This window comes from Micromonospora sp. DH14 (genome assembly GCF_029809455.1).
Lineage (GTDB): Bacteria > Actinomycetota > Actinomycetes > Mycobacteriales > Micromonosporaceae > Micromonospora > Micromonospora parva.
Window position 1 is genome coordinate 1 of the sequence record NZ_JARVKT010000056.1, and the last position, 22,046, is coordinate 22,046.

The 22,046-nt window shown below is 71.3% G+C and carries 22 protein-coding genes; 10 read left to right on the forward strand and 12 right to left on the reverse strand.

Annotated elements, in window-relative coordinates; all coding sequences use genetic code 11:
- Nucleotides 1-328: 328 nt before the first annotated feature.
- Nucleotides 329-1,264, reverse strand: a complete 936-nt coding sequence (locus tag QCZ28_RS33610) for a hypothetical protein (RefSeq protein ID WP_279520388.1) — start codon at nt 1,262-1,264, stop codon at nt 329-331.
- A gap of 264 nt (nt 1,265-1,528) precedes the next feature.
- Between QCZ28_RS33610 and QCZ28_RS33615 the strand changes: the two genes are divergently transcribed.
- Nucleotides 1,529-2,362: an SAM-dependent methyltransferase gene (locus tag QCZ28_RS33615; protein WP_279520389.1), complete on the forward strand. Its 834-nt coding sequence runs from the start codon at nt 1,529-1,531 to the stop codon at nt 2,360-2,362.
- Nucleotides 2,363-2,368: 6 nt separating this feature from the next.
- Here the strand turns inward: QCZ28_RS33615 and QCZ28_RS33620 are convergent, their stop codons facing one another.
- Nucleotides 2,369-3,079 carry a DNA alkylation repair protein gene (locus tag QCZ28_RS33620; RefSeq protein WP_279520390.1) on the reverse strand — a complete coding sequence of 237 codons (711 nt, stop codon included), beginning with the start codon at nt 3,077-3,079 and terminating at the stop codon, nt 2,369-2,371.
- Between the two features lie 122 nt (nt 3,080-3,201).
- On the opposite strand from QCZ28_RS33620, the gene QCZ28_RS33625 reads away from it, so the two are divergent.
- Entirely contained in the window at nt 3,202-3,729 is a 528-nt protein-coding gene (locus QCZ28_RS33625) for a hypothetical protein (RefSeq protein ID WP_279520391.1), read from the forward strand.
- A 69-nt stretch (nt 3,730-3,798) separates the two neighbouring features.
- A complete protein-coding gene (locus tag QCZ28_RS33630) occupies nt 3,799-4,683 on the forward strand; it encodes a pyridoxal-phosphate dependent enzyme (RefSeq protein WP_279520392.1) in 885 nt (294 codons plus the stop codon).
- A 5-nt stretch (nt 4,684-4,688) separates the two neighbouring features.
- Here QCZ28_RS33630 and QCZ28_RS33635 read toward each other — a convergent pair whose 3' ends face one another.
- Nucleotides 4,689-5,330, reverse strand: coding sequence for an HD domain-containing protein (locus QCZ28_RS33635; RefSeq protein WP_279520393.1), 642 nt, complete (start codon nt 5,328-5,330; stop codon nt 4,689-4,691).
- A gap of 130 nt (nt 5,331-5,460) precedes the next feature.
- Here QCZ28_RS33635 and QCZ28_RS33640 point away from each other — a divergent pair, with 130 nt between their 5' ends.
- Nucleotides 5,461-6,474 carry a DJ-1/PfpI family protein gene (locus QCZ28_RS33640; protein ID WP_279520394.1) on the forward strand — a complete coding sequence of 338 codons (1,014 nt, stop codon included), beginning with the start codon at nt 5,461-5,463 and terminating at the stop codon, nt 6,472-6,474.
- Between the two features lie 85 nt (nt 6,475-6,559).
- Here QCZ28_RS33640 and QCZ28_RS33645 read toward each other — a convergent pair whose 3' ends face one another.
- Nucleotides 6,560-7,405, reverse strand: coding sequence for an NAD(P)H-binding protein (locus QCZ28_RS33645; RefSeq protein WP_279520395.1), 846 nt, complete (start codon nt 7,403-7,405; stop codon nt 6,560-6,562).
- A gap of 98 nt (nt 7,406-7,503) precedes the next feature.
- On the opposite strand from QCZ28_RS33645, the gene QCZ28_RS33650 reads away from it, so the two are divergent.
- The 3 genes from QCZ28_RS33650 to QCZ28_RS33660 all read left to right on the forward strand — a co-directional run bounded on the left by QCZ28_RS33650 (nt 7,504) and on the right by QCZ28_RS33660 (nt 10,032).
- Complete coding sequence (locus tag QCZ28_RS33650; RefSeq protein ID WP_279520396.1) at nt 7,504-7,971, forward strand: MarR family transcriptional regulator; 468 nt, start codon at nt 7,504-7,506, stop codon at nt 7,969-7,971.
- Between the two features lie 176 nt (nt 7,972-8,147).
- Nucleotides 8,148-9,338, forward strand: coding sequence for an MFS transporter (locus QCZ28_RS33655; RefSeq protein ID WP_279520397.1), 1,191 nt, complete (start codon nt 8,148-8,150; stop codon nt 9,336-9,338).
- Nucleotides 9,339-9,402: 64 nt separating this feature from the next.
- A complete protein-coding gene (locus QCZ28_RS33660; protein ID WP_279520398.1) occupies nt 9,403-10,032 on the forward strand; it encodes a VOC family protein in 630 nt (209 codons plus the stop codon).
- 70 nt (nt 10,033-10,102) lie between these two features.
- On the opposite strand, the gene QCZ28_RS33665 is transcribed toward QCZ28_RS33660, so the two are convergent.
- Nucleotides 10,103-10,927 carry a hypothetical protein gene (locus tag QCZ28_RS33665; protein ID WP_279520409.1) on the reverse strand — a complete coding sequence of 275 codons (825 nt, stop codon included), beginning with the start codon at nt 10,925-10,927 and terminating at the stop codon, nt 10,103-10,105.
- Between QCZ28_RS33665 and QCZ28_RS33670 the strand changes: the two genes are divergently transcribed.
- The gene (locus QCZ28_RS33670) at nt 10,872-11,390 is read left to right on the forward strand and encodes a cupin domain-containing protein (RefSeq protein ID WP_279520399.1); all 519 of its coding nucleotides are present in this window, start codon (nt 10,872-10,874) and stop codon (nt 11,388-11,390) included. The two genes, QCZ28_RS33665 and QCZ28_RS33670, sit on opposite strands and share 56 nt — an antisense overlap.
- Here QCZ28_RS33670 and QCZ28_RS33675 read toward each other — a convergent pair.
- The 5 genes from QCZ28_RS33675 to QCZ28_RS33695 all read right to left on the reverse strand — a co-directional run bounded on the left by QCZ28_RS33675 (nt 11,308) and on the right by QCZ28_RS33695 (nt 17,423).
- Nucleotides 11,308-12,783, reverse strand: a complete 1,476-nt coding sequence (locus QCZ28_RS33675; protein WP_279520400.1) for a PepSY domain-containing protein — start codon at nt 12,781-12,783, stop codon at nt 11,308-11,310. The genes QCZ28_RS33670 and QCZ28_RS33675 overlap by 83 nt on opposite strands.
- Before the next feature lie 218 nt (nt 12,784-13,001).
- On the reverse strand, nt 13,002-13,568 hold the full coding sequence (locus QCZ28_RS33680) for a copper resistance protein CopC (RefSeq protein ID WP_279520401.1): 567 nt from the start codon (nt 13,566-13,568) through the stop codon (nt 13,002-13,004).
- Nucleotides 13,565-14,773, reverse strand: coding sequence for a Dyp-type peroxidase (locus QCZ28_RS33685; RefSeq protein WP_279520402.1), 1,209 nt, complete (start codon nt 14,771-14,773; stop codon nt 13,565-13,567). The genes QCZ28_RS33680 and QCZ28_RS33685 overlap by 4 nt, the downstream gene beginning before the upstream one ends.
- A 23-nt stretch (nt 14,774-14,796) precedes the next feature.
- The gene (locus tag QCZ28_RS33690) at nt 14,797-15,399 is read right to left on the reverse strand and encodes a copper chaperone PCu(A)C (protein WP_279520403.1); all 603 of its coding nucleotides are present in this window, start codon (nt 15,397-15,399) and stop codon (nt 14,797-14,799) included.
- Between the two features lie 65 nt (nt 15,400-15,464).
- A complete protein-coding gene (locus QCZ28_RS33695) occupies nt 15,465-17,423 on the reverse strand; it encodes a copper resistance protein CopC (RefSeq protein ID WP_279520404.1) in 1,959 nt (652 codons plus the stop codon).
- Nucleotides 17,424-17,637: 214 nt separating this feature from the next.
- Between QCZ28_RS33695 and QCZ28_RS33700 the strand changes: the two genes are divergently transcribed.
- On the forward strand, nt 17,638-18,624 hold the full coding sequence (locus tag QCZ28_RS33700; protein WP_279520405.1) for a zinc-dependent alcohol dehydrogenase family protein: 987 nt from the start codon (nt 17,638-17,640) through the stop codon (nt 18,622-18,624).
- A 348-nt stretch (nt 18,625-18,972) separates the two neighbouring features.
- Here QCZ28_RS33700 and QCZ28_RS33705 read toward each other — a convergent pair whose 3' ends face one another.
- The gene (locus tag QCZ28_RS33705; RefSeq protein WP_279520406.1) at nt 18,973-19,983 is read right to left on the reverse strand and encodes a hypothetical protein; all 1,011 of its coding nucleotides are present in this window, start codon (nt 19,981-19,983) and stop codon (nt 18,973-18,975) included.
- Nucleotides 19,984-20,100: 117 nt separating this feature from the next.
- On the opposite strand from QCZ28_RS33705, the gene QCZ28_RS33710 reads away from it, so the two are divergent.
- Nucleotides 20,101-20,757, forward strand: a complete 657-nt coding sequence (locus QCZ28_RS33710) for a TetR/AcrR family transcriptional regulator (protein ID WP_279520407.1) — start codon at nt 20,101-20,103, stop codon at nt 20,755-20,757.
- 311 nt (nt 20,758-21,068) lie between these two features.
- Here QCZ28_RS33710 and QCZ28_RS33715 read toward each other — a convergent pair whose 3' ends face one another.
- Nucleotides 21,069-21,404: a hypothetical protein gene (locus tag QCZ28_RS33715; protein WP_279520408.1), complete on the reverse strand. Its 336-nt coding sequence runs from the start codon at nt 21,402-21,404 to the stop codon at nt 21,069-21,071.
- Nucleotides 21,405-22,046 lie beyond the last annotated feature (642 nt).

The window sequence follows — 22,046 nt, forward strand, 5'->3', positions numbered from 1 at the left end:
CGAATCCGCCCTGCCACTGCGACGACACGCTGTAGTCCACCGAACACCCGGCAGCCGCGGCACCCGCCGGCACCGCCACCGCGACCGCTGCCGAGGCCAGCAGGACGGCGCCGGCCGACACCAGGGCGGTGTGTGTCACTCGTCTTCTTCTCATGGGTCTCCTCCGGAAATGGTGGTGGTATCCACGCCTCGGGAGGGCTCGTCTGCGGTGAGAGTCAGCGACGGTCGGACGGTGGAGGGTTGGGAGCGCTCCCAGGTGCTGATCCCAGGAAGTTTATTCGGATAGCGATTCCTGTCAATGCATCTGAGCCGCGACCGGCGGGTGCCGTCACCGGCCGCAGGTGCCGCACCGCCCACGTGTGCGCAGGTGGTAATCGGTGGACGCGACGACCAGACCCAACCCCATGACGAGGTACGCCGAGATCGCCACCCACAGGAACGCGTCCGAGAACTCGCTGGGCGAGCCCGAGATCACCTGGACCATCCCCATACCGAAATAGGCCACGATGCCCGCGCCGAGCCCGAAGCCGGGCACCAGCAGCAGTAGCCGAGGAATCGTGCGGCCCGCCACCAGCGGCACCCAACCGGGCCAGATCTCACCCCAGTGGTGCACCAGCGCCAGCGGCAGCAGCACCCCCGCCAGCACCAGCCCGATCTCCAGGCCGAGCACCGAGGCGTCCTGGTCGACGTTGTCGAATCCCACCACGAACTGGGCCGCGAACCGGGTCACGAGACCACCCACCACGGCGTACGCGGCCCAGCGCGCCCACCGCGCCGACGTCGAGCGCCGCGCACCCGGTCGGACGGTCCGGCAGCAGTCCGGGCAGTCGCCCCGGGTGCGCCGCTGGTAGCGCGCGGTGGCCAGAGCGAGCAGGACCGCTCCGGTGACACAACCGAGCCGACTGGCGAACGCCGCCGGATCGAAGTGCGGGCCGACGGTGAACAGCAGGAAGCCCACCAGCTCCGGCAGGAGGATCGCGGCCGCCGCGACGAGCGACCCGGCGACCGTCCAGGCGAGCCCCGCGAGCGCGGGCCGCCAGGTCGGCACCCACTCCAGGGCAACCGCCAGCCCGCCCGCCGCCGCGCACAACAGCACCGACCACCAGCCGGTGAAACCGAGCAGATCCAGCCCCAGCCGCCCGAACTCCGGAGCCTCGCCGACCGTCCACGCCTGACGTACGCCCCCGTATGCCACGGCCCAGCCGAGCACTGCGTACGTCAGACCGTGGACGCCCCGACCGGTGATTGGTGTCGATGCCGCCATGCACCTGATCCTTGCGGCGTCCGGCGGCGGGCGAACCCCGCTGGCAGGGGACCGCCCTCCCTCCCGGGAGGGACGGTGCTCAGCTGAGCGGTGCGCGCCGGCCGCTCACCGTGAGCGGGTCGCACCGCAGGGTCTGCTGTGGAGCGACCGGTGTGGTGCGGATCCCCGACCTTCTATACCGTGGCACGGTCACGGGCGGTCACTTCCTCCACGTGGGCCGTCCCGGGGACACCGTCGCGTACGCATACATACGGGGGTTTCGTCGTGACCAGGGAATCGTCGACGAGCGGCCGGCCCGAAGCCGGTGCGGCTGGCAGTCCGGAGAAGATCGACACGTCGGTGCCGCATTCGGCGCGGATCTGGAACTACTGGCTCGGTGGCAAGGACAACTTCGCTGTCGATCGCGAGGCCGGGGACCAGTACCGGCAGGTCTTCCCCGGCGTCGTCGACGTGGCCCGGGCCTCCCGGCAGTTCCTGGTCCGTTCGATCATGTTCCTCGCCGCCGATGCGGGCATCCGCCAGTTCCTCGACGTCGGCACCGGGCTGCCGACCGCCAACAACACCCACGAGGTGGCCCAACGGATCGCACCGGACGCGCGGATCGTCTACGTCGACAGCGACCCGCTGGTGCTGGTGCACGCCCGTGCCCTGCTGGTGGGCACCGCCGAGGGCCGGACCGCCTACATCGACGGTGACCTGCACGACCCGGCCGCGGTGATCGCCGAGGCCGGCAAGACGCTCGACTTCGCGCAGCCGATCGGCCTCATCCTCAGTGGGGTGATGGGCCACGTGCCCGACTACGAGACGGCCCGCTCGATCACCCGGCAGCTGGTGGCGGCGCTGCCGAGCGGCAGTTACCTCTCACTCAACGACGGCACGAGCCTGATCAGCGCCGAGATGCAGCAGGCGCAGGACGACTACAACGACAGCGGGGCGACTCCGTACACGCTGCGCTCGCCGGACCAGATCGCCGGCTTCTTCGACGGGCTGGAGCTGGTCGAGCCCGGCGTCGTGCCGTGCCCGCAGTGGCGACCCGACGACGCGGTCGACACGCCTGTCGACATCGACGCCTTCGGTGGGGTGGGCCGCAAGCGCTGACGCTGTCTAGACGGCGCCGGACAGGTACTCGCGACGACGCCGCGGTTCGAACTTCTCGATCGCGTACCGCAGCATGACCCGTGGCATCACCCGGTAGCGGCGGGCGAGGAACTCCTCCTCCGCCGCTCTGTCCCGGTTGCCCACCTCGCGCAGCATCCAGCCCACCGCCTTGCGGACGAGGTCGTGCGGGTCGTGCAGGAGCCGGTCAGCGAGCCGGAAGGTCCACTCGAAGTCACCGACCTTGATGAAGGCGAAGGTCGCCATGATGGCGATGCGGCGGTCCCACACCAGACTCGACCCGGCCAACCGGTCCAGAACGCTCCGGTCCCTGTCGATCAACCAGGGCCCGACGATGTACGGCGCTGACGAGTCCACCAGGTCCCAGTTGTTGATGTGGGGGGTGTTGGCCAGGACGGTGTCGAAGATCTGGCCGCGTTCCCGCTCGTCGCCACTGCTGAACCTGCGGACCAGGATGAAGAGCGCGGTCAGCCGTTCCTCGTGCACGTCACCGCTGAGCAGCCGTGTCGTCTCGGCCATCGTGAGGTCGCGCCAGTAGCGGGCGGCGACCCTGCGCTGCTCCGGCACGGAGACCCCGATGGCCCGGTCACCCTCGCCGTACCCACCGGCGACCATCTGCAGGAAGCGGCTCGACGCCTCGGCTCGACCCGGATCGGCGAGGCTGGCGAGTTCCCGACGCACGTCGTGGATGGTGGCCATGACCGCCCACGCTACCGGGGGTCAACCGCCGTACCCACGGCCGTCAGCCGCAAACCGGGCGACCGCCGGGGCCGATGTCGGTTCGCGGGTGTGGGCGGCTGCCGGCCGGGTAGGGCTGACCCATGCTGAAGCGAGCGGTGTGGCAGGGACTGGTGGCGGGCCTGGCCGGAGCGCTGGTGATGACGGCCGCGGAGAAGCTCGAACAGCGGGTGACCGGCCGCCCCGACTCCTACGTGCCGGCCCAGGTGCTGGCCAGGCTCACCGGCCTGCCGGAAGGGCGGCAGCCCCGCTGGCAGAACCTGACCATGCACTACGGGCAGGGCGTGCTGGTCGGGGTGCTGCGCAGCGTCATGGCGCAGACGGGGCTGCGCGGCGTCTGGGCCTCGACGATGTTCACCGCGCTGCGCCTGAGCAACGACCAGATCCTGGAGAACGCCACCGGCGTCGGGGCGCCACCGCTGACCTGGCCTCGCCCCGAACTCGTCATCGACATCGTGCACAAGTCCGTCTACGCGTTCGCCACCGGAGTGGTGGCCGACGCGCTCGCCGCTCGCGACGGGGCGGGCCCTGGGCAACGGCACGCGGCGCTGCGCCCCGGTCGCCACGCGGACGTCGGTCCGCTGGATCGGGTGGCGGCACGTCGGGCCTAGCCGCGCCACGCAGGAGCCGCGCGCGGCCAGGAAGCTGCGGGCCGGGCCGTGGGGTGCTTAGCTGCACGGATGATCACACCCGTTTCCCTCGGCACGTGGCCCACGCCGGTGGAGGCCGCGCCCCGGCTCGCCGCCCGGCTGGGGCTGGCCGAGCTCTGGTTCAAACGTGACGATCTCACCGGCCTCGGTGGCGGCGGCAACAAGATCCGTAAGCTCCAGTACACCTGCGCGCAGGCGATCGCCGTCGGCGCCCGAACGGTGATCACCTCGGGTGCGCCGCAGAGCAACCACGCCCGGCTCACCGCGGCCGCGGCCGCGCGGCTCGGCCTCTCCTGCGTGCTGGTGCTCGCCGGTCCGCCCCCGCCGACCCCGCGAGGCAATCTTTTGCTCGACGCGCTCGCCGGGGCGCAGATCGTCTGGGCCGGGGACCGGCCGCTCGCCGAGGTGGTGGCGGTCGAGGCGGAGCGACGCTCGGCGTACGTCATCCCGTTCGGCGGCACCTGCACCGAGTCGATCCAGGCATACGTGGACTGCGCTCGGGAGCTGCGTACCCAACTGCCGGCCATCGACGGGGCCGAGGTCGTGGTGGCGCTCGGCTCCGGCGGGTCGATGGCCGGCCTGGTGCGGGAGTTGGGCGCGCAGCGGGTGATCGGCGTCGACGTCGGTGCCGTGCCGGACCCCCGGGCGACAGTCGCCGGGCTGCTCGTCGGCGAGGTCGAGCCGGACGCGCTGCGGATCGACGGCTCGCAGGTGGGTGCCGGATACCGCACGGTGACCGACGGCGTGCGGGCGGCGCTGGAGATCACCGCCGGTACGGAGGGGATCTTCCTGGACCCGACGTACACCGGTCGGGCGATGGCGGCGCTGTTGGCCGGCAGCTTCCCGCGCGGCGACCGGCTCGTCTTCGTGCATACCGGCGGGCTACCCGGACTCTTCGGTCACCCCGAGCTGTAGGGGGGTCATTCGGGCCAGGCGGAGTCCTCGATGACCCGGACGAAGTCGATGTGGCGGTAGCGCGGCACCCGGTGCTCCAGCACGTCGCCGTTGACGGTCCCGAAGGTGGTGTCCGGCCGGTGCCGGAAACCAGCGGCGAAGGCGTCGACGATGGCCCGCTTGAAGTTCGGCCGCGGGTGTGCGGCGGTGACCGCCGCGATGTCGGCCGGGGTCAACTCGTGGTAGCCGATTCCGAGTACGTCCGTTTCGACGCCCGCGGTGACCAGGGCGACCTCGGGCTCCAGCCGGTACGGAACCTCGGGCGTGGTGTGCAGGGCGATCCCCTCCCAGACGAGCCGGGCCTCGTGTTCGCCGATGCCGTTCGACAGCAGGAAGCGGCGTGCCTCGTCGGCGCCGTCGAGTTCGAAGCGCTGATCGTCGCGGCGGTAGCGTTCGGTCAGTCCCAGGTCGTGGAACATCGCTCCCACGTAGAGCAGTTCGGGGTCGGCCGTCAGGCCGAGCCGCCGGCCCTGCAGCGTGCCGAAGAGGAAGACCCGCCGCGAGTGATGGAACAGCAGGTCGTCGGTGGCCTCGCGGACGAGTTCGGTGGCATCGACGGCGAGCCGCGAGTCGGGGATCTGGACGCCGGCAATCGTTGTGTGGCTCATCACGGTCCTGTCGGTCGGGGAGCCCGGCCGGGCTCCGATGCGTCAAGCGTCACCCGCCGGACCGGTCAGCCACCCTGTCCTGTCTGCCATGCTTCCCTCAGATCAGGACACCATCGGAGGGGGTCGGCGGGTGGGCAGCACGACGGCACTGGTGCACCGGGTCACCGCCCTCGTCTTCGACGGAATGACGATGCTGGACCTCGCCGGACCGTTCGAGGTCTTCGCCGAGGCCGCCAAGTTCGGCGCGCGCTACGAGCTGGAGGTGCGCTCCAGTGACGGCGCCGCCGTCCGTGCCTCGACGGGTCTCCTCGTTCAGGTCGACGGCGCTGTCGACGCGGCGACCGACGTCGGAACCGCCCTCGTGGTCGGCGGCGACGCGTTGGCGGTGCGCCCGATCAGTGCCGACCTCACCGCCGCCGCCGCGACGCTGTCCCGCGCCGCCGGTCGCACCGCCGCGGTCTGCACCGGCGCGTTCGTCCTGGCCGCCGCCGGCCTGCTGGACGGTCGGCGGGCGACGACGCACTGGCAGCACGCCCGGTTGCTGTCCGCCGCCTTCCCGCAGGTCCACGTCGAGAGCGACGCGATCTTCGTACGGGACGGGACGATCTTCACCTCCGCTGGCGTGTCCGCCGGCATCGACCTCGCGCTCGCCCTGGTGGAGCGCGACCACGGTGCGGAGATCGCCCGGTCGGTGGCCCAGTCGCTCGTCGTCTTCCTGCAACGGCCCGGCGGCCAGTCGCAGTTCTCGCCGTCGCTCGCCCTGCCCCGACCCCGCACTCCGGTGCTGCGGCAGGTGATCGACGCGGTGGCTGCCGACCCGGCCGACGACCATTCGGTGCCGGCCCTCGCCGCCCGGGCGCACGTGAGCCCCCGTCACCTCTCCCGGATGTTCCGGCAGGAGTTGGGCAGCAGCCCCAGCAAGTACGTGGAGGGCGTGCGGGTCGACGCGGCCATCCGGTTGCTGCACGCGGGGAAGTCGGTCACCGCCAGCGCCCGACAGGTCGGCATCGGCAGCCCGGAGACGTTGCGCCGGATGTTCCTCGCCCGGGTGGGAGTGTCGCCCCGCGCCTACCAGCAGCGATTCCGAACGACCGAGCGGGACTCGACGACGGTGCCGGACGACGGGGGCGGGCCGGAGCACTGACCCTCCGGCGCCCTCCGGTGCGCCCGAGCCCGGTGCCCTCCGGTGCGATCGCGTCGGAGGGCACTCGCGCCGAGCTGACGACGGCTCAGACGCTGGCGAACTGCTCGCGGTGATCGCTGACGAACTCGGCGAAGGTCCGTGGCTGCCGCCCGACGATCCGCTCGACATGGTCGTTCGTGAAGTCACCCCACCCCGAACCGTAGGCGACCCGGTACTCGGCGAGGACCTCGGCCGACCACTGGTCGAGGCCGGCCTGGAGCAGGCCGTCGCGCGTCTGCTCCGGGCTCTGCGGCACGTAGCGCACCGGCTGGCCGAGCGTACGGGCCATCTCCTGCGCCGCCTGGTCCAGCGTGATGCTCTCCGGGCCGGTGGGCGTGTAGATCATGCCGTGGTGCTGCTCGGGCGCGGTGAGGATCGCCGCACCCGCGGCGGCGATGTCCCGGGCGTCGATCAGGCCGACCCGCGCGTCACCGAAGAGCCCGAAGAGGTGCCCACCGGCCTTGGCGGCGAGCAGGTTCTGCATGAAGTGGCTCGGCCGCAGGATCGTCCACCCGATGCCCGACTCCTGTAGCTCCGCGTCGGAGAGCGCGTGCAGTCGGCCGTTGCGGGTCGGCGCGTCGTGCGCGGCGCCGATCGCGGAGAGCCGGACGATGTGCCGCACGCCGGCCTGCCGGGCCGCCCACACCGCGTTCATGCTCTGGCTCGGCGCGAGCGGCCCCATCGGCATCAGCAGCCACAGCGTCGTCACGCCCTCGAACGCCGAGGTCAGCGTGGTGGGGCGGTCCAGGTCGCCGACGACGTGGTCGACCCCGTCGAGCCCTGGCGTACGTGCCGCGTCCCGCACGAGCGCGCGGACCGGCTGCTTGCCGGCCAGCTCCCGCAGCACCTCCCTCGACACGGTGCCGTTCGCCCCGGTTATCAGAATGGTCATGGTCATCCTTTCGGTCAGGCGGACCGAGGTCGCACCACCGGTCGCCGCCGACGACGATATAGTCCATAACTTGTACAGTCCAATGATTGGACCAAATCATGAAGCGCAGCACACTCAAGGAGCAGGACCCTGACCTCGGGATCCTGGCCGTGCAGCTCTCCGCCCGCGTCCAGCGGGAGATCTTCCGACGTTCGGCGGAGCAGGGCTTCGACGACGTCCGGCCCCGCCACGGCGCGGTCCTGGCCTACCTCGACGCCGAGGGCACCCGCCCCGGTGAGCTGGCCCGGCTGGCCGGGCGCAACAAGCAGACGATGGGCGCGATCCTCGACGAGTTGGAGCGACTGGGCTACGTCCGGCGTACGCCCGACCCGGCGGACCGCCGCGCGAAGCTGATCGTGCCGACGGACCGGGGTCTCCGCTTCATGGCGGCCTCCGACGCCGTCGTGCACCTCATCGAGCAGAACCTCGCCGAAACGCTCGGCCCCGACCGGTACCGCGACTTCCGGGACGCGCTGGGCCGTGGCGTGGCCAGCCTCCCCTCCGGCGGTCAGGACCCCGAGGGCTGAACCGGCGGTACGCGACGTCGTACCCCGGCGCTTTTCGGGGCGGGCGCACCCGGCGGCGGACCGCGCCGAAGCGGTCGAACTCGCATACGACGGCGCCGGCCGGGTACGCCGCCGTGGCCGCGCGGCCGGCGCGACGCCCAGGCCGGACCGTCTTCGTGCAGCCGAGGAGCACCGACATGTCGATCTCAGGGCGGGCCCGACTCTCGCCGACGGCCTCCCTGGTGCTGCTCGCGTCGATCCTGGTGTCGTTCCTGGCCGCGTCGGCGGCCCCGACCCCGCTCTACGGCGTGTACCAGGAACGTTGGCACTTCTCGCCGGTCACGACCACAGTGGTGTTCGCCGTCTACGCGCTCGCCGTGCTGGCGTCCCTGCTCGTCTTCGGCAAGCTCTCCGACCACCTCGGCCGGCGGCCGGTGCTGGCCGTCGCGATCGCGGTGCAGATCCTCGCGCTCGTCGTCTTCGTCTTCGCCAACGGCGTCGCCGCCCTGCTGATCGCCCGCCTCGCCCAGGGGCTGGCCGCCGGTGCCGCCACCGGGGCCGTGGGCGCCGCCATGCTCGACATCGACCGGGCCCGGGGCACCCTCGCGAACTCGCTCGCCCCAGGCATCGGAACCGGAAGCGGGGCGCTGCTGTCGGCGCTGCTCATCCAGTTCCTGCCCGCGCCGACGCGACTGGTCTACCTCGTCCTGCTCGTGATCCTGCTGATCCAGGCCGTCGGGGTCGCGCTGATGCCGGAGACTGTCACACCGCTGGCCGGGGCCCGGCGCAGCCTCCGGCCGGACATCACGCTGCCCCGCTCGGTGCGCCAGCCGGTCCTGGCCGTCGTCCCGGTGCTCTTCGCGGTCTGGGCGCTCGCCGGGTTCTTCGGCGCGCTCGGCCCGGCGCTCGTCCGCAGTCTGATGAACACGTCGATCGTGATCGGCGGTCTGGTCCTCTTCGTCTTCGCCGTCTTCGGGTCGATCGCCGTCCTGGCCCAGCGCAACGCCGCCGCCCGGACGGTGATCCTGACCGGGATCAGCACGCTCATCCTCGGCATGGTCGTCACGTTGGCAGCGATCATGGCGCAGTCCGTCCCGGGCTTCTTCGTCGGTCTCGCACTCGGGGGAGTCGGCTTCGGCAGCGGCTTCCAGGGCAGCCTCAAGACCGTCATGCCGCTGGTGGAGGCGCATCAACGCGCCAGCGTGCTGTCCGTGCTCTACGTCATCTGCTACGTCGGCTTCGGTCTCCCCACGGTCATCGCCGGCTTCCTCGTGGTCTACGCCGGCGGGCTGCCGCGGACCGCCGACGAGTACTCCGTCGCCGTCATCCTCCTCGCCCTGGTCGCCCTGGTGGGGGTACGCAGGGCCACCAGGATGGCGCCGGGCTGATGCCGGAAAGCCCGCACCGGGCGGGAACGCGGACAGTAGCGTGATGATCAGGAAGGGGACAGCGATGAGCCCGAAGGTTGCCCAGGCCGACGCGAGCACGGCGGCGCGGATCGAGAGCCTCGACATCAAGCTCGAGGTGCTCGTCATCCCGGTCTCGGACGTGGACCGGGCAAAGGCGTTCTACCAACGGCTGGGGTGGCGGCTCGACCAGACCCCGCCCGGCATCGTCCAGTTGACGCCGCACGGCTCCGCGTGCTCCGTGCAGTTCGGCCCCGGGCTCACCCCGGCTGCACCCGGCTCGGCGGTGGCGTACCTGGTCGTCTCCGACGTCGAGGCGGCCCGCGCCGATCTCGTCGCCGCCGGCATCGAGGTCGGCGACGTCTTCCACGTCACCCCGGACGGCCCGGTCGACGGGCCGGACCCGCAGCGGCGCAGCTACTTCTCGCGCGCCACACTGCGCGACCCGGACGGCAACACCTGGCTGATTCAGGAGATCACGACCAGGCTTCCCGGGCGCATCGAGAGCGGGCTGACGTCGTTCGGCTCGGCGAGCGACCTGGCGGACGCGATGCGGCGCGCGGCCGCCGCACACGACGAGCACGAGAAACGTACCGGGGAGCGGGACGAGAACTGGCCCGACTGGTACGCCGCGTACATGGTCAGCGAACAGTCGGGGGCCACACCGCCCGAGTGAGCCCTGGCCGACGACGGGTTCGGGGCCGAGGCCGGGCCGTGCAGCTGCCCACGCCCGGCCCCGGTCGGGCTCAGGGCGCTCGCCACACCCAGTTGCGGCGTTCGTAGAGGGGCACCAGCCCGGCCCGGCGCAGGTTGTTCAGCGACGGGTTCTGCTGACCGGGCGCGGGCTTGCCGGTCTCGGCGAACAGCCACCGGCATCCCGCCTCGACGGCGGCCCGGGCGCGGGCGGTGATCAGCGCCGACTGCGCCCCGAGGCCGCGGTGACCGGAGGCCGTCGCGGCGGCGTTGAGCGCCGCGGCCTCGCCGTGCAGGAACAGGTTGCCGCCCGCCACCAGCTCACCGCCGTCCCACGCCGCACAGGGTCGCCACGCCGGCTGGCCGACCGTCGCGGCCACCATGTCGGTGAGCCCACCGGTCGGCATGCCGAACCCGGTGAGCAGCACATCGGCCCAGCGCCGCGCCTCGGTGGTGGGAACCGGGCCGACCCGCAGGCGGGTCCGCCCGGCGATGACGTCCTCGGGCCGGGCGGCGAGCTTGATCCAGGTGCTTCCCGGCGTGAGCCCGCGCGCGGCGGCCACCTCGTCGAAGCCGGCGGGCACTGCCGACGGAATGAGCTGGATGACGGCCTGGCCGATGCCGTGCTCCCGGTAGAAGTCGAGGACGTCGTCCAGGACCTGCACGGTGAACGGTTCGGTGGTGCCGAAGCCCAGGGCCTTGCTCCAGTACCCGCCGGACGGATCGTTGCGCATGCCGAGGGCGACACCACCGCCGATGCGGGTGGTGGCGATCCCGAGATCGGCGTACGCGGGTGCGGGTGCCTGTGACTCGTACGAGTGCATGAATTCGCACTCCACGGCTTCGGCGAGGGGGGTCAGGTCGGCTGGCGCTGTCACCAGCCGATTATCGTCCGGTCCTCTCCCCGGCCCGCACCAGCTGCATCCGGTTGTGGATGCCCAGCTTGCGATATATGGACCGGAGCTGGGTGTCCACGGTGTGGCCAGTCGCGACCTCCCGATCGCCACCCGGTTGGCCGGCGTCCAGTTCGGTCTCGAACCGGGCGCGTACCGGGAGATCCACTGGCACCAGCAGTCGGAGTGGGCGTACATGCTCAGCGGAAGCTGCCGGATCAGCGCCGTCGACCACGAGGGACGCAACGAGGACGTGAAACGTGTCGACGTTGATCGTCGACAGTCTGCCGGACACCAAACAGGTGGTGATCCGAGCGTCTTCGCGTCCGGCCGTCCGTCGCGTCACGGACGGCCGGACCGGTGGATCAGCGCCCCGCGGGGGCCGGGGAGACAGGGGTCGCGGCAGGTCGTCGGCGTCGGGACACCGCCCCCACCACGACGTCGATGACGAGGAAGGCGAGCACTGTGATCCCGAACAGGGGCAGCGCCCAGCCGATCGCCACGGTCACCGGTACGCCGATCAGCAGCGCCCCGAGCGGCAGACCGCGTACGCCGCCGCGCGCTGGCGGGGTGCCGGCGAGGGCGCGCCGGTCGGCGCGGGTGGGTCGACGCTGCCACCACATGCGGTAACCCCAGAAGATGACGCAGAGCAGCCCGAGGGCGAGCGCGGCGAGCAGGATCTGGTTGACCAGGCCGAAGAGGATCCCCATGTGGGCCTGGATGCCCAGGCCGCTGAGTTTGGCCAGCAGGGGCCAGTCGGCGAAGTCGCTGCGGGCGGTTACCGCGTCGGTGGCCGGGTCGACGGCGATGCGGTCCTTGTTGACCGGCCAGGTGTTGTCGACCTGGGTGACGGTCCAGGCGGAGCCCGGCTCCTTCGCGGGGGTGATCTCGACGGGACCGGAGAGGCCCGCGTCGCGAGCGACGCCCAGGACCCGGTCGAACGCCGCCGACTCGACGACCCCGCCAGCCGCGGCGGCACCGTGCTCGTGGCCCCCGCCGTTGTCGGCAGGGGCGGTGGGGCCAGCCGCGAGGCTGGTGGAGATCTCCGGGGTGCGGGCGTTCAACGCGTCGAGGCCGTTGGCGAAGTTCGCACCGGCGTAGCGGGACCAGGTCAGACCCGTGACCGAGAGGAAGAGGAGACCGACGGTGAGCCAGATGCCGGTGGTGGCGTGCCACCCTCGGGTACGGCGAACACCCTTACCCGTGGACAGGTCCGGCACGAGCAGATGCCGGGCTGCGGCTCGGGCGGCGCTGCGTCGACGCCACCAGAGGATGACCCCGCCGAGCGCCATCACCCACAGCCAGCTCGCGGCCAGCTCGGAGTAGTGCTCGCCGACCGCGCCCAGGTGCAGGTGGCGGTGCAGGTCGTCCAGCCAGGTGACGGCCGGCGTGGACCCGAACCAGGTGGTGAGCTGGCCCTGGGACTCGGCGGTGTACGGGTCGATGTAGACGGTGTGCTGCTTCTCGCCGAGCTCGGGCAGAGAGAACACCACCTTCGTGCTCCGGTTGCCGTCGCCGGGTTGCACGGTGGTGATGCTGCCGTCGGGGTGCGCGTTACGGGCCGCCCCGATCTGTTCGGCCAGTGGCAGCTGACGCTCACCCACCTCGGCGACGGTGAGCTGGTCGCCGTAGAGGATCGTGTCGAGTTGCGGTGCTGTGGTGTAGGCCAGACCGGTCAGTGCGGCGACCACCAGGAACGGGGCGACGAGGATGCCGGCGTAGAAGTGCAGCCGCAGCAGCAGCGCGCCGAACGGCGACGTGCGCCGGGCCGGTCGGGTCGGCTGCTCGGTGGTCGGGGCGGGTTCCGGCGTCGGCGTGCCGGACAGTTCAGTGAGAGACATGGTGATCCGATCGGAAGAGTCGGGAGTCACCCGGTAGGTGTCTCCCGTGCTGGTCTGGTCGCCCGGTGAGGTGTCGCGTCGGCCCCTGACTGGTAGTCGGGGGAGAGACGCCGCTGGTTCCGGAGACGTGCAAGGCCGGGCAGGCCGGTCCGGTCGGTCCGGGCCGCGCGGTGCGCGTCGCTGCCGGTCCGCCCACTGTGGAGCGGACCACCGTCTGATCAGCGCCGCACCGTCCGTCGCCACCGCAGCCCAACGGCCGTCACCAGGACGAGGAGGGCCAGCGCGGCCCCCGCCACGAGCACACCGGTGCTCGGGCCGTCGTCGGACTCCGCGCCGGCGGCGGCCGGGGCGGGCGCTGACGCGCTGAGGTTGGCAACCGGCGCGGCGCTGGAGGTGGGATCGGCCACCGTGAACGGGTACGACCCCTGAACCGGGTGCCCGTCGACGGAGACGACCCGGTAGGCGACGGTGTAGGTCCCGTTCGGCAGGGTGTCGGTCACCTGAACCGTGCTCGTCGCGCCGGTGACCACGGGTTCGCCGGTGGAGAGTCTCCGCTTGGCGGCGTCGGTGAGCACGATCGTGGTGAAGGTCGGGTCGAGCCGCTGCATGAATTCGAGCGTGACCTCGGTCGGTGCGCTCGACACCGTCGCGTCGCGGGCGGGTGTGGCCGCCCGGAGCGAGTTGTGCGCCCAGGCCGGGCCGGCCGGGATGAGCACCGCCACGACGACGGCGAGCACCGCCTCGCCGAGCCGGACGACGGTGGCGTGGGATGGCCGTGCGGTCATCCGAACACCTGCTCGCCGATCCAACCGCCCGGTGGACACCCGGGCGGGATGGCGAAGACGGCGGAGCCGATCGGCGTGGTCCATTCGTTGAGCAGGTCCCGGTCGGCCAGCCGGCGCTGGATGGGCAGGAACTGCCGGGCGATGTCAGCCTGGTACGACGCGAAGATCAGGCCGGTGTCTGCGTGACCGTCCGCCGTCGGCACCCCGTCGTAGTTGTAGGGCCGGCGCAGGATCCTCAGCCGGTCGTCGGTGACGTGCGCCCGGGTGAGGTGGGAGAAGTCGGGGATGACGGTGAGCCCGTCCGGGTCGGTGGCGGCGAAGTCGGGTTCGTCATGCTCGGCGGTGCCGGTGAGCGGGGCACCGGTGTCGAGCCGCCGCCCGACGGCGAGTTCGCGGTCGGTCCGGCCGAGCAGGTCCCAGGTTTCCATGTTCATGCTGATCCGCCGCACCACCACGGTGGTGCTGTCGCGCAGCCACGCCGGGCCGTCCGGCACCCAGAGCGCGGTGTCCATGGGCGCGCCGGGTCGTGGGTTGGCGGTGCCGTCGAGCTGACCGAACAGGTTGCGTTGGGTGTGGCCACCCGGCTCGACACCGGGGCTGCGCCGGAAGCCCTGCTGGACCCACCGCACTGTGGCGAACGGCCGGCTGTCCTTGATCAGGACCCGTTGGGCGTGGGCCACGGTGATCGCGTCGTCAGCGCAGATCTGGAGCAGCAGGTCACCGCCGGACCAGGCCGGCTGGAGCCGGTCGATGCGGAACGACGGCAGGTCGGTGACCGATGCCGGCCGGCGGTCGTCGACGCCGGCCGCCCGGTAGAGGCCGGGCCCGAAGCCGATGGTCACTGTCAGCCGTGCCGGCAGCAGCCCGAGTTCGGCCTCGGTGTCGGCCAGCGCGGGCCGGCCCTGGGTGAGCCGGGCGGCGTCGTCGGTGAGCAACCGCAACATCCGGCCCAGCGCGGCCCGGTCGACGCCGGCCCGCAGGGTGAGCGCCACGAACGACGCGTGCGCCTGCGGTTCGGTGGCCACCCCGGCCTGCCGGGCGCCGTGGAACGGCTCGACCAGGCCGCCGACGGCCGCCACCGCCGTGGCGTCGGCGGCGGCCCGTGGTGGCCCGCCGTCGGTGCGAGTCGTGGCGATGGCGGCGGCGCCGGCGAGGGCTCCGCCGGCGGCCAGGGCCCCGCCGGTGAGCAGGCCACGCCTGCTCACCGGCCGCACAGGTGGCGGCTGCGTCACGATGCCGGGCTCATGCTCATCGTCGGCGTGGCGCTCGTGCCGGTCATCGGCTCGCCGTGCCCCGGCGCATAGCTCTCCTGCGCGCCGGTGAACGGCTTGGCCACGGCGCGGAACTGCTGGGTCCTTCCGTCGGCGAACGTCAGCGTGAAGGTCAACTCGTCGCCGGCCTGGACGGGCCTGCTGAGGTTCATCAGCATGAGGTGGTCGCCACCGGGCTCCAGGGCGTGCGTGCCCCCGGCCTTGATCACGATGCCACCCTGCTTGGCCTGCATGACCATCCTGCCGTCTTTCATGGTCATCTCGTGCAGCTCCATCGGCGACAGCGAGGTCGTGGCACCGGTCACCGTGACGTCACTGTCGCCGTCGTTGACCAGGGTGCCGAAGGCCGCCGTCATGCCCTTGTCGGCGGCCTTCACCCACGGGTCACGGATGCCGAGCACACCGGCGTCCGGGTCGGCCGAGGTCGACGCCGACGGGCCCGCCTGCGCGGTCGCCGGAGAGTCGGACGAGCCGCAACCGGCGGCACCCATCGTCAGGACGGCGGCGGCGAGGACGGCGGCCGAGCGGCGGCGTGGGCCGAGCGGGCTGGTGCTGAGCATGTGTTCTTCCTCCGATGATTGCTGCTGGCTGGTAGGTCGGCCGCAGCACGGAGAAAGTTCCAGGCTCAGGGCACGTCGATCGTGTACTCGGCGGTGTGTACCTTCCCGTCGACCTGGAAGTCGAAGAAGGCCCGGTACCGCCCTGAACTCGGGGTGGTCAGCCAGAACTTGACAGTCCCGTCGACCAACTCCGGCTCGGGGTGGACGTGCACGTAGCCGAGGTCGCCCTCCCGCACGACGACCAGGTGCCCGTACGCGCCCAGGTACCGCTGCAACTGCGCGGGCGTGGCGGTGTCGGCGAGGTTGATCTGGAAGTGGATCGGCGCCGTCACCCCCACCGTCGGGGTACCGGTCATCGACACCGCGTACGGACCGGCCGCCGCCTGTGCCTGCGGCGGCGGCAGCGCGGCCGGGGTGTGCGCGCCCGGCACCGTGTGGTCGACGCCCAGCACCAGGGGCTGCTGGCTGCCGTTGGCGGTGGTGACGGAGAAGTCGGCGTAGACCCGGTAGCCGCCGGGTCGGGCCAGCGTCAGCGGGACGCTCCAGGTGCCGTCGGGTGCCATCGTCGGGTGCAGGTGCTGGTAACCGGTCAGGTCCCGGCCCACCACGATCAGGTGCAACGGCTTGTCGTGCACGACCGCGAAGCGGGTCGCCGGCTGCCGGTCGGTCCCGACGATGCGGAAGCGGTAGTCGGCGCGTACCCCGGCGGGTTGGGTTCGTTCCAGCGGTTGCAGCGTGAAGCCGGCGGCGCTGACGGTCGTCCCGGTGGCAAGCGTCTCGCCTGTTCCGCTGTCGCCCCGGTGCGTGTGCGGCCCGGTGCCCGCCGGGTGTTGGTGTCCGTCGGTCGCGGACACGGCCGGGCCGGAGGCGGGCGGACCGCCCGCCGGCTGCCGGGCGGTGTTGGCGGCCGGGCCCTCGTTGCCGCTGATGCGCGCCAACCCGAAGCCGCCGAGCAGGGCCAGCACCAGGGCACCGACGAACAGTGCCAGCCCGGTGTTGCTCAGCCGGGACCGGGGCGTCGCGCTGGCGAGGTCCGGGTCTGGCGACGCTCCGGGGTCGGCGGGCGGTCGAGTGTCCGAGGTCTGCGTACCGTTGCCGGTCGTCGCGGCGGTCCGGTCTGCGTCGGTTCTGCCACCGACCGCCCTGCCGCCGCCAGTCTTGGCAGCGGCGGTCCTGCTACCGGCGGCCTTGGTGCCGGTGGTCCTGGTCCCGGGACGGGTGCCGGCGCCGCGTCGACCGGATGTCGCCGGCGCGGTACGGCCCCGGCCGGCGGGTCTGCCAGTGGGGGTCGTCCGCCGACGCCAGACGACGGATCCCGCCGCCGCGACCGCCACCGCGACCACCGCCAGCCCGACCCAGGCGACCGCTCCGGGGCCGCTCTCGTCAGTCGATTCGGTCGGCGCGGCCGCTGCCGCGGACGGCGGAACCGCCGTCTCGGCCGCGACCGTCGGCACTGCCGAAACCTGCCCGGATGACCCGTGTTGCTCGGCGGTGGCCAACAGCGCCGGATCGGGCTGGGTCGACGGCGGGCTCCACCCCTTGGGCGCCGCCGTCACCGGGCCGTCGTAGCGGAAGGTCAACGTCCCGCGTACGGGGTCGCCGTCCGAGGCGACCGACAGGTAGCTCACCGAGTACTCGCCCTTGGCCGGCAGGTGCGCGACCGCCACCGTCGCGGGGAACCCGGTCGTGTACTCGCGTGGCTCGAACTGGCCGTTGACCAGGAAGTACTCGCGCACCGGCTGGTCCAGCGGCTTCGGCTCCCCGTACGACCAGCCGTTGTCGACGCGGGTGCCGCCGGGGGCGGTGACCGTGAAGTACGCGTTGGGCGCGGTCTTCTCGGTGAAGAACAGCTGCACCGACGTCAACGCCTCGCGCACCGTGGCGCCTGCCGCCGGTGTGGAGCTGGCGAGGGTCCCGTGAGCTGCGGCGGGCTGAGCGGACGCGAGGAGGGCGACCGCCGGGACGAGGAGGAACGCGAGGAGGCCCGAGACCACCCGCCCAGCGATCTGAGGGTGACGACGCATCTGAATATCCTGACGGTGCGCAGACTTTTTACAAGAGGTGAGGATCTTTTTCTTCAGATGGCAAAAGTGGGCGGGGTGGAACGGTGGCATCGGGGTGGCCGGCCGGCGTCGGCCGAAAGTTCCGAAGGATGCGGGTCATCAAGGAAGCGTCCCGGCCGGCAATCCGGTCAGATAGCGTCCATCTGACGTCTCGATCACGGAGAGTGTGGGGGTTATGCGGGCTGCGGTGCTGCGGGAGTTCGACGTTCCGCTGACGGTCGAGGAGATCGGCGATCCCGCCCCGGGGCCCGGTCAGGTGCTGGTCCGGGTCGTCGCCAGCGGGGTCAACCCGCTCGACACGAAGATCCAGGCGGGGAAGGCCGCACACGCGCGTGTCCAGCTACCCGCGGTGCTCGGCATGGACCTCGCCGGTGTGGTCGCGGCGGTCGACGCGGAGGTGACCGGCTTCGCCCCGGGAGACGAGGTGTACGGGCTGTGCGGGGGAGTCGGTGACCTGCCGGGCTCGCTGGCCGAGTACACCGCCGTGGACGCCCGGTTGCTGGCTCACAAGCCGAACAACCTCACGATGCGGGAGGCCGCCGCGTTGCCGTTGGCGGCAGTCACCTCCTGGGAAGGTCTGGTCGACCGGGCCGGGGTCCACGCCGGGCAGAAGGTGCTGGTGCACGGTGGCGCCGGCGGTGTCGGGTACGTGGGCGTGCAACTCGCCCGGGCGCGAGGCGCCGAGGTGTACGCCACGGGCCGGCCGGCGAACCTGCCGGTGATCGAGAGCCTGGGCGCCGTGCCGATCGACTACACCACGAGCACCGTCGACGAGTACGTCGAGAGGCACACCGGCGGTGAGGGGTTCGACATCATCGTGGACAACGTCGGTGGCACGACCCTCGACGCCTCGTTCGCGGCGGTCCGCACCTACCACGGGCACGTCGTCAGCGCGCTGGGCTGGGGCGCACACTCGCTGGCCCCGCTGTCGTTCCGTGGCGCCACCTACTCCGGCGTGTTCACCCTGCTGCCGATGCTCACCGGGCGGGGCCGCGAACACCACGGTGCCATTCTGCGCGAGATCGCGGCGCTGGCCGAAGCCGGTGCGCTGCGTCCCCGACTGGACGCGCGCCGGTTCACGCTCGACACGGTGATGGACGCCCACCGCCTGGTCGCCGACGGCACCGCCAGCGGCAAGGTCATCGTGGACATCGCCGACTGAGCAGAGCTGTTCGTTTACACCGAAGAGGTCGCTGGTTCGATACCAGCATCGCCTAGGCAGGACGTCCTGGACGGCGCGATACCGCTGTTCCATCACGCTCATCCCCACCACCCACCCGTCCGGCTCGACCAGGTGCGGTGCCTGGCCCGCGCGCATGCGCTGGCCGCCGAAGGTGGTGAGTTGGTGGTCGACGGGCACTGCGAACACATAGCCGATGCCGGCGCCTTCCAAGAACTCGCGCAACTCCCGGCTGTGCCCGTACACCTCGTCCCCGGTCGCCCACTCCGGTCTGATCCCGGCGACTCCGCCGTGCAGATCCCGAACCGTGGTCACCGTGTGCGGGGCCTGTCACCTCTGATACCGCTGCGCCACTGCCGCGAAGGCGGCTTTGGGTTCCCATTCCATGTCGGGGTAGGTCTGCCCTCGGCGTCCTTCGAGGAGTTTGACGATGCCCAGGCCGGCCCGGTCCAGATCGTCCCTGGGGTCGCCGTCCGGGCGGTGCGGGTAGCCGGGCAAGGCGAACAGGAACACGAATGCGCTGTCCACGCCCTCGGTCTCGAAGATCTCCAGCAGTTCGCTCAGATATGCGGCCTGGCCGGCCTCATCGCGCTCGTATATGCCATTGAGCCGTACAGGGGCCTTGGTCTTTGGGTCGTGCTCGACCACTTCCAGCACCCGCCCACCTCGGTCTCCCGCGCCGCGGTAGGCCGCGGTGCCGAACCCGGTGATAGCGAGCGGCTTGGGGCCTTGGGCCAGGGTGCGCACCGCGTCCCGGAACTGGTCGGCGACCTCGGCGGAGCGGATCAGCTCGAACGTCACGATGTCGAAGGGAGTCCAGTCGACCTGCTCGAACTGGATGGCCGCGTAGGTGAGCTTGCCCCGGAAGCGCTCGCGGACCGTGGCCGCGGCATCGCGGAAGAATGCGCCGATGCGCACGCCGAGCTCGCGCATCGCTTCGGCGCGCCGCTCGGGTTGGCTCATCAGCTGCGCGACCCGTTCCTCGGGGCTCTCTCCGGGCAGGAACCCGCGGTTCATCACGCTCAGCTCGACTCCTGCGACGAACACGACTGCGGCCCCCTGCTGCCGGAGCCGTTCCGCTCGCTCGGCGCAGTCGCGGAAGAGCGTGAGAATCTGCTCCGGATCCAGCTCCAGCGGATAGGGCGAGAACCAGACCTCCAGGCCGAGCTCGGCGGCGGCACCGGCGGCCAGCTCCAGTCGGTCCGGGTCGCCGCCGATGATCTGGACCGCGTTGCAGTGCAGGTCGTCACGGATGATGGCGAGCTCGCGCCGGACCACCGCGGGGTCGAGGTGCTCGCGGGATATCTGGCCGTGCACGACGAATCCGGTGTCGTAGGTCATTCCTCTTGCTCGCATGGTGACGTCCTCTCTGGCGGTCTCGGTTCGGGTCGAGGCTGACAGGAAAAGTGCGCACACGCAAGTTTGCGGGTGCGCAGCCATGTATGGAACGCTGTTACCGTGACGACACCACCACCAGGGCTGCGGGAGCGGAAGAAGCAGGCCACGCGCGAGGCGCTACGCGAGGCGGCCCTGCGTCTGGCCGTGGAGCACGGACCGGACCAGGTGCGGGTCGAGGACATCGCCGAGGCAGCCGGGGTCTCGCCACGCACCTACAACAACTACTTCGCCAGCCGCGAGCAGGCGATCGCCTCCGCTGTCACCGCTGACCGGGACGCGCGGATCGCGACGGCGGTCGCGGCCCGACCCGCAGGAGTGCGTCTGGCTGACGCCGTCACCGAAGCAGTGGTCGAGGAGTGCACGAACACCGCTGAGCACGAACACGAGGCACTGCTGCTGATCACCACCCGGACCGCGATGCGCGACGCGTTCCTAAATACCACCGCCGACATCGAGCCCCCCCTCACGGCGGTGATCACCGAACGCCTACCTGACGCCGGAGCGCACACAGCCCGCGTTCTCGCGGCAAGCGTGGCCGCGGCGGTTCGCATCGCATTGGAAGGTTGGCTCCAGCCGACCGGGAACGCGGGGGCCGCCGGGAGTTTCAGCGCCGGAGGGCTGGTCGTGCCCTCCGGCTCACTGCCCGACCAACTCCGAGCAGCACTGGCCCCGCTCGCGCCCGCCTTCGACGCCGCAGAGCGACGCACCCAGCCGTGAAGTCGACCCAACTGGGGCATCCGCTGGGCAGGCAGTGGATCCGGAACGCGCCGATGCACCCGGCCGCCATCACCTTCGTCAGCCGATTCAACATAGATGACACCATGTCAGGTCCCGATCTACGACTGGAGTACTAGTTCCAGGGGCCGATGCCGGTGCGGGGGTTCCGTGAGACTGCGGTCGAGCTGAGTGACTAACTGGGTGACGATCGGGTTGGACCTCGACGGACGACGGTGGACATCGGAGGACCCGTCCGGCAGTTCAGAGCCTGCGAAAGCGCAGGTCACCGATTCGTGTTGGTTGCCTGGGGGTCAAGGAGTCGACGGCTCTTGCGACGCGTCGGGCGCAGTCGTGCGAAAGGCCGCCGTCGCCTGGCTGGGCCGCCATCCCTCGGTCAGCGCCTTGCGGATAACTGCCGCGACCATCGATGGAAGAACAGGGACCGGCGGGCCGCCGATCCAGTTGCTCGGGTGGTCCTGGGGCATGCTGACCAGCAGTACGCTGCCCTTGCAGTCGTCTTGCTCAACGGCGAAGGCGAGTGGTCGCTCACCGAGCGCCTGGGCGTAGGTTGGTCTTCCGCGCACCCGCCACCTGTAGACCACGCCGTCGACCGTGATGAGCCGAGAGCCCTTCTTGGCCAACGCCACGTCAATTCCCTCGCCGTCGGAATGCCGGTGCCGGCAGCTAATCACGCCGTACCGGCGGGTGGGCACACAGGGGGCACAAGACACTGTCAAACGCCGTCAGCCAGCCACCAACGATGGCAGCCAAGACGCCGTGTGAACAGGTGCTGACCAGCGTTCCCGCTGGTGGTGGGACGGCCGCTCTAAGTTCCGCTTCAACTCCACGCCGTGCCGTCCTGGAGGTACCGCAGGCAGCCGCGGCCGAAGGGTGTCACAGCCCACGCAGCATTGTCGTCGGCGTGGGCGAGTCGGTCTTCCGCCAAGCCGTGCCGCACGAGGGCAGACATCAGCGGCACGATTCCTGCGGCCAGGTTGGGAAACTGCTCTTCAAGTTGAGACTGAAGTGCGACCCAGGGGAGTTGGTCTGCGCCGTCCGGTCGAGGGGGGAGTGAGCCGCCGACGATGGCGCCGAGTACCCGGACGTGAGCAGCTTCGAGATCAGCGAAAGCGGTGACGATGAGGATCCCCAGATCTAGACGCAACGCCGTTCAGTTAAGCGGCGGGTGTGGGTGTCAAGGCGTGTCTGAGACGGAAAGCAGCGGAGCTCCGGTATAGAGGGTGGTCACTCTAAGACGCCCTCGAACCTGGAGCTCCGCTGGCTGATCA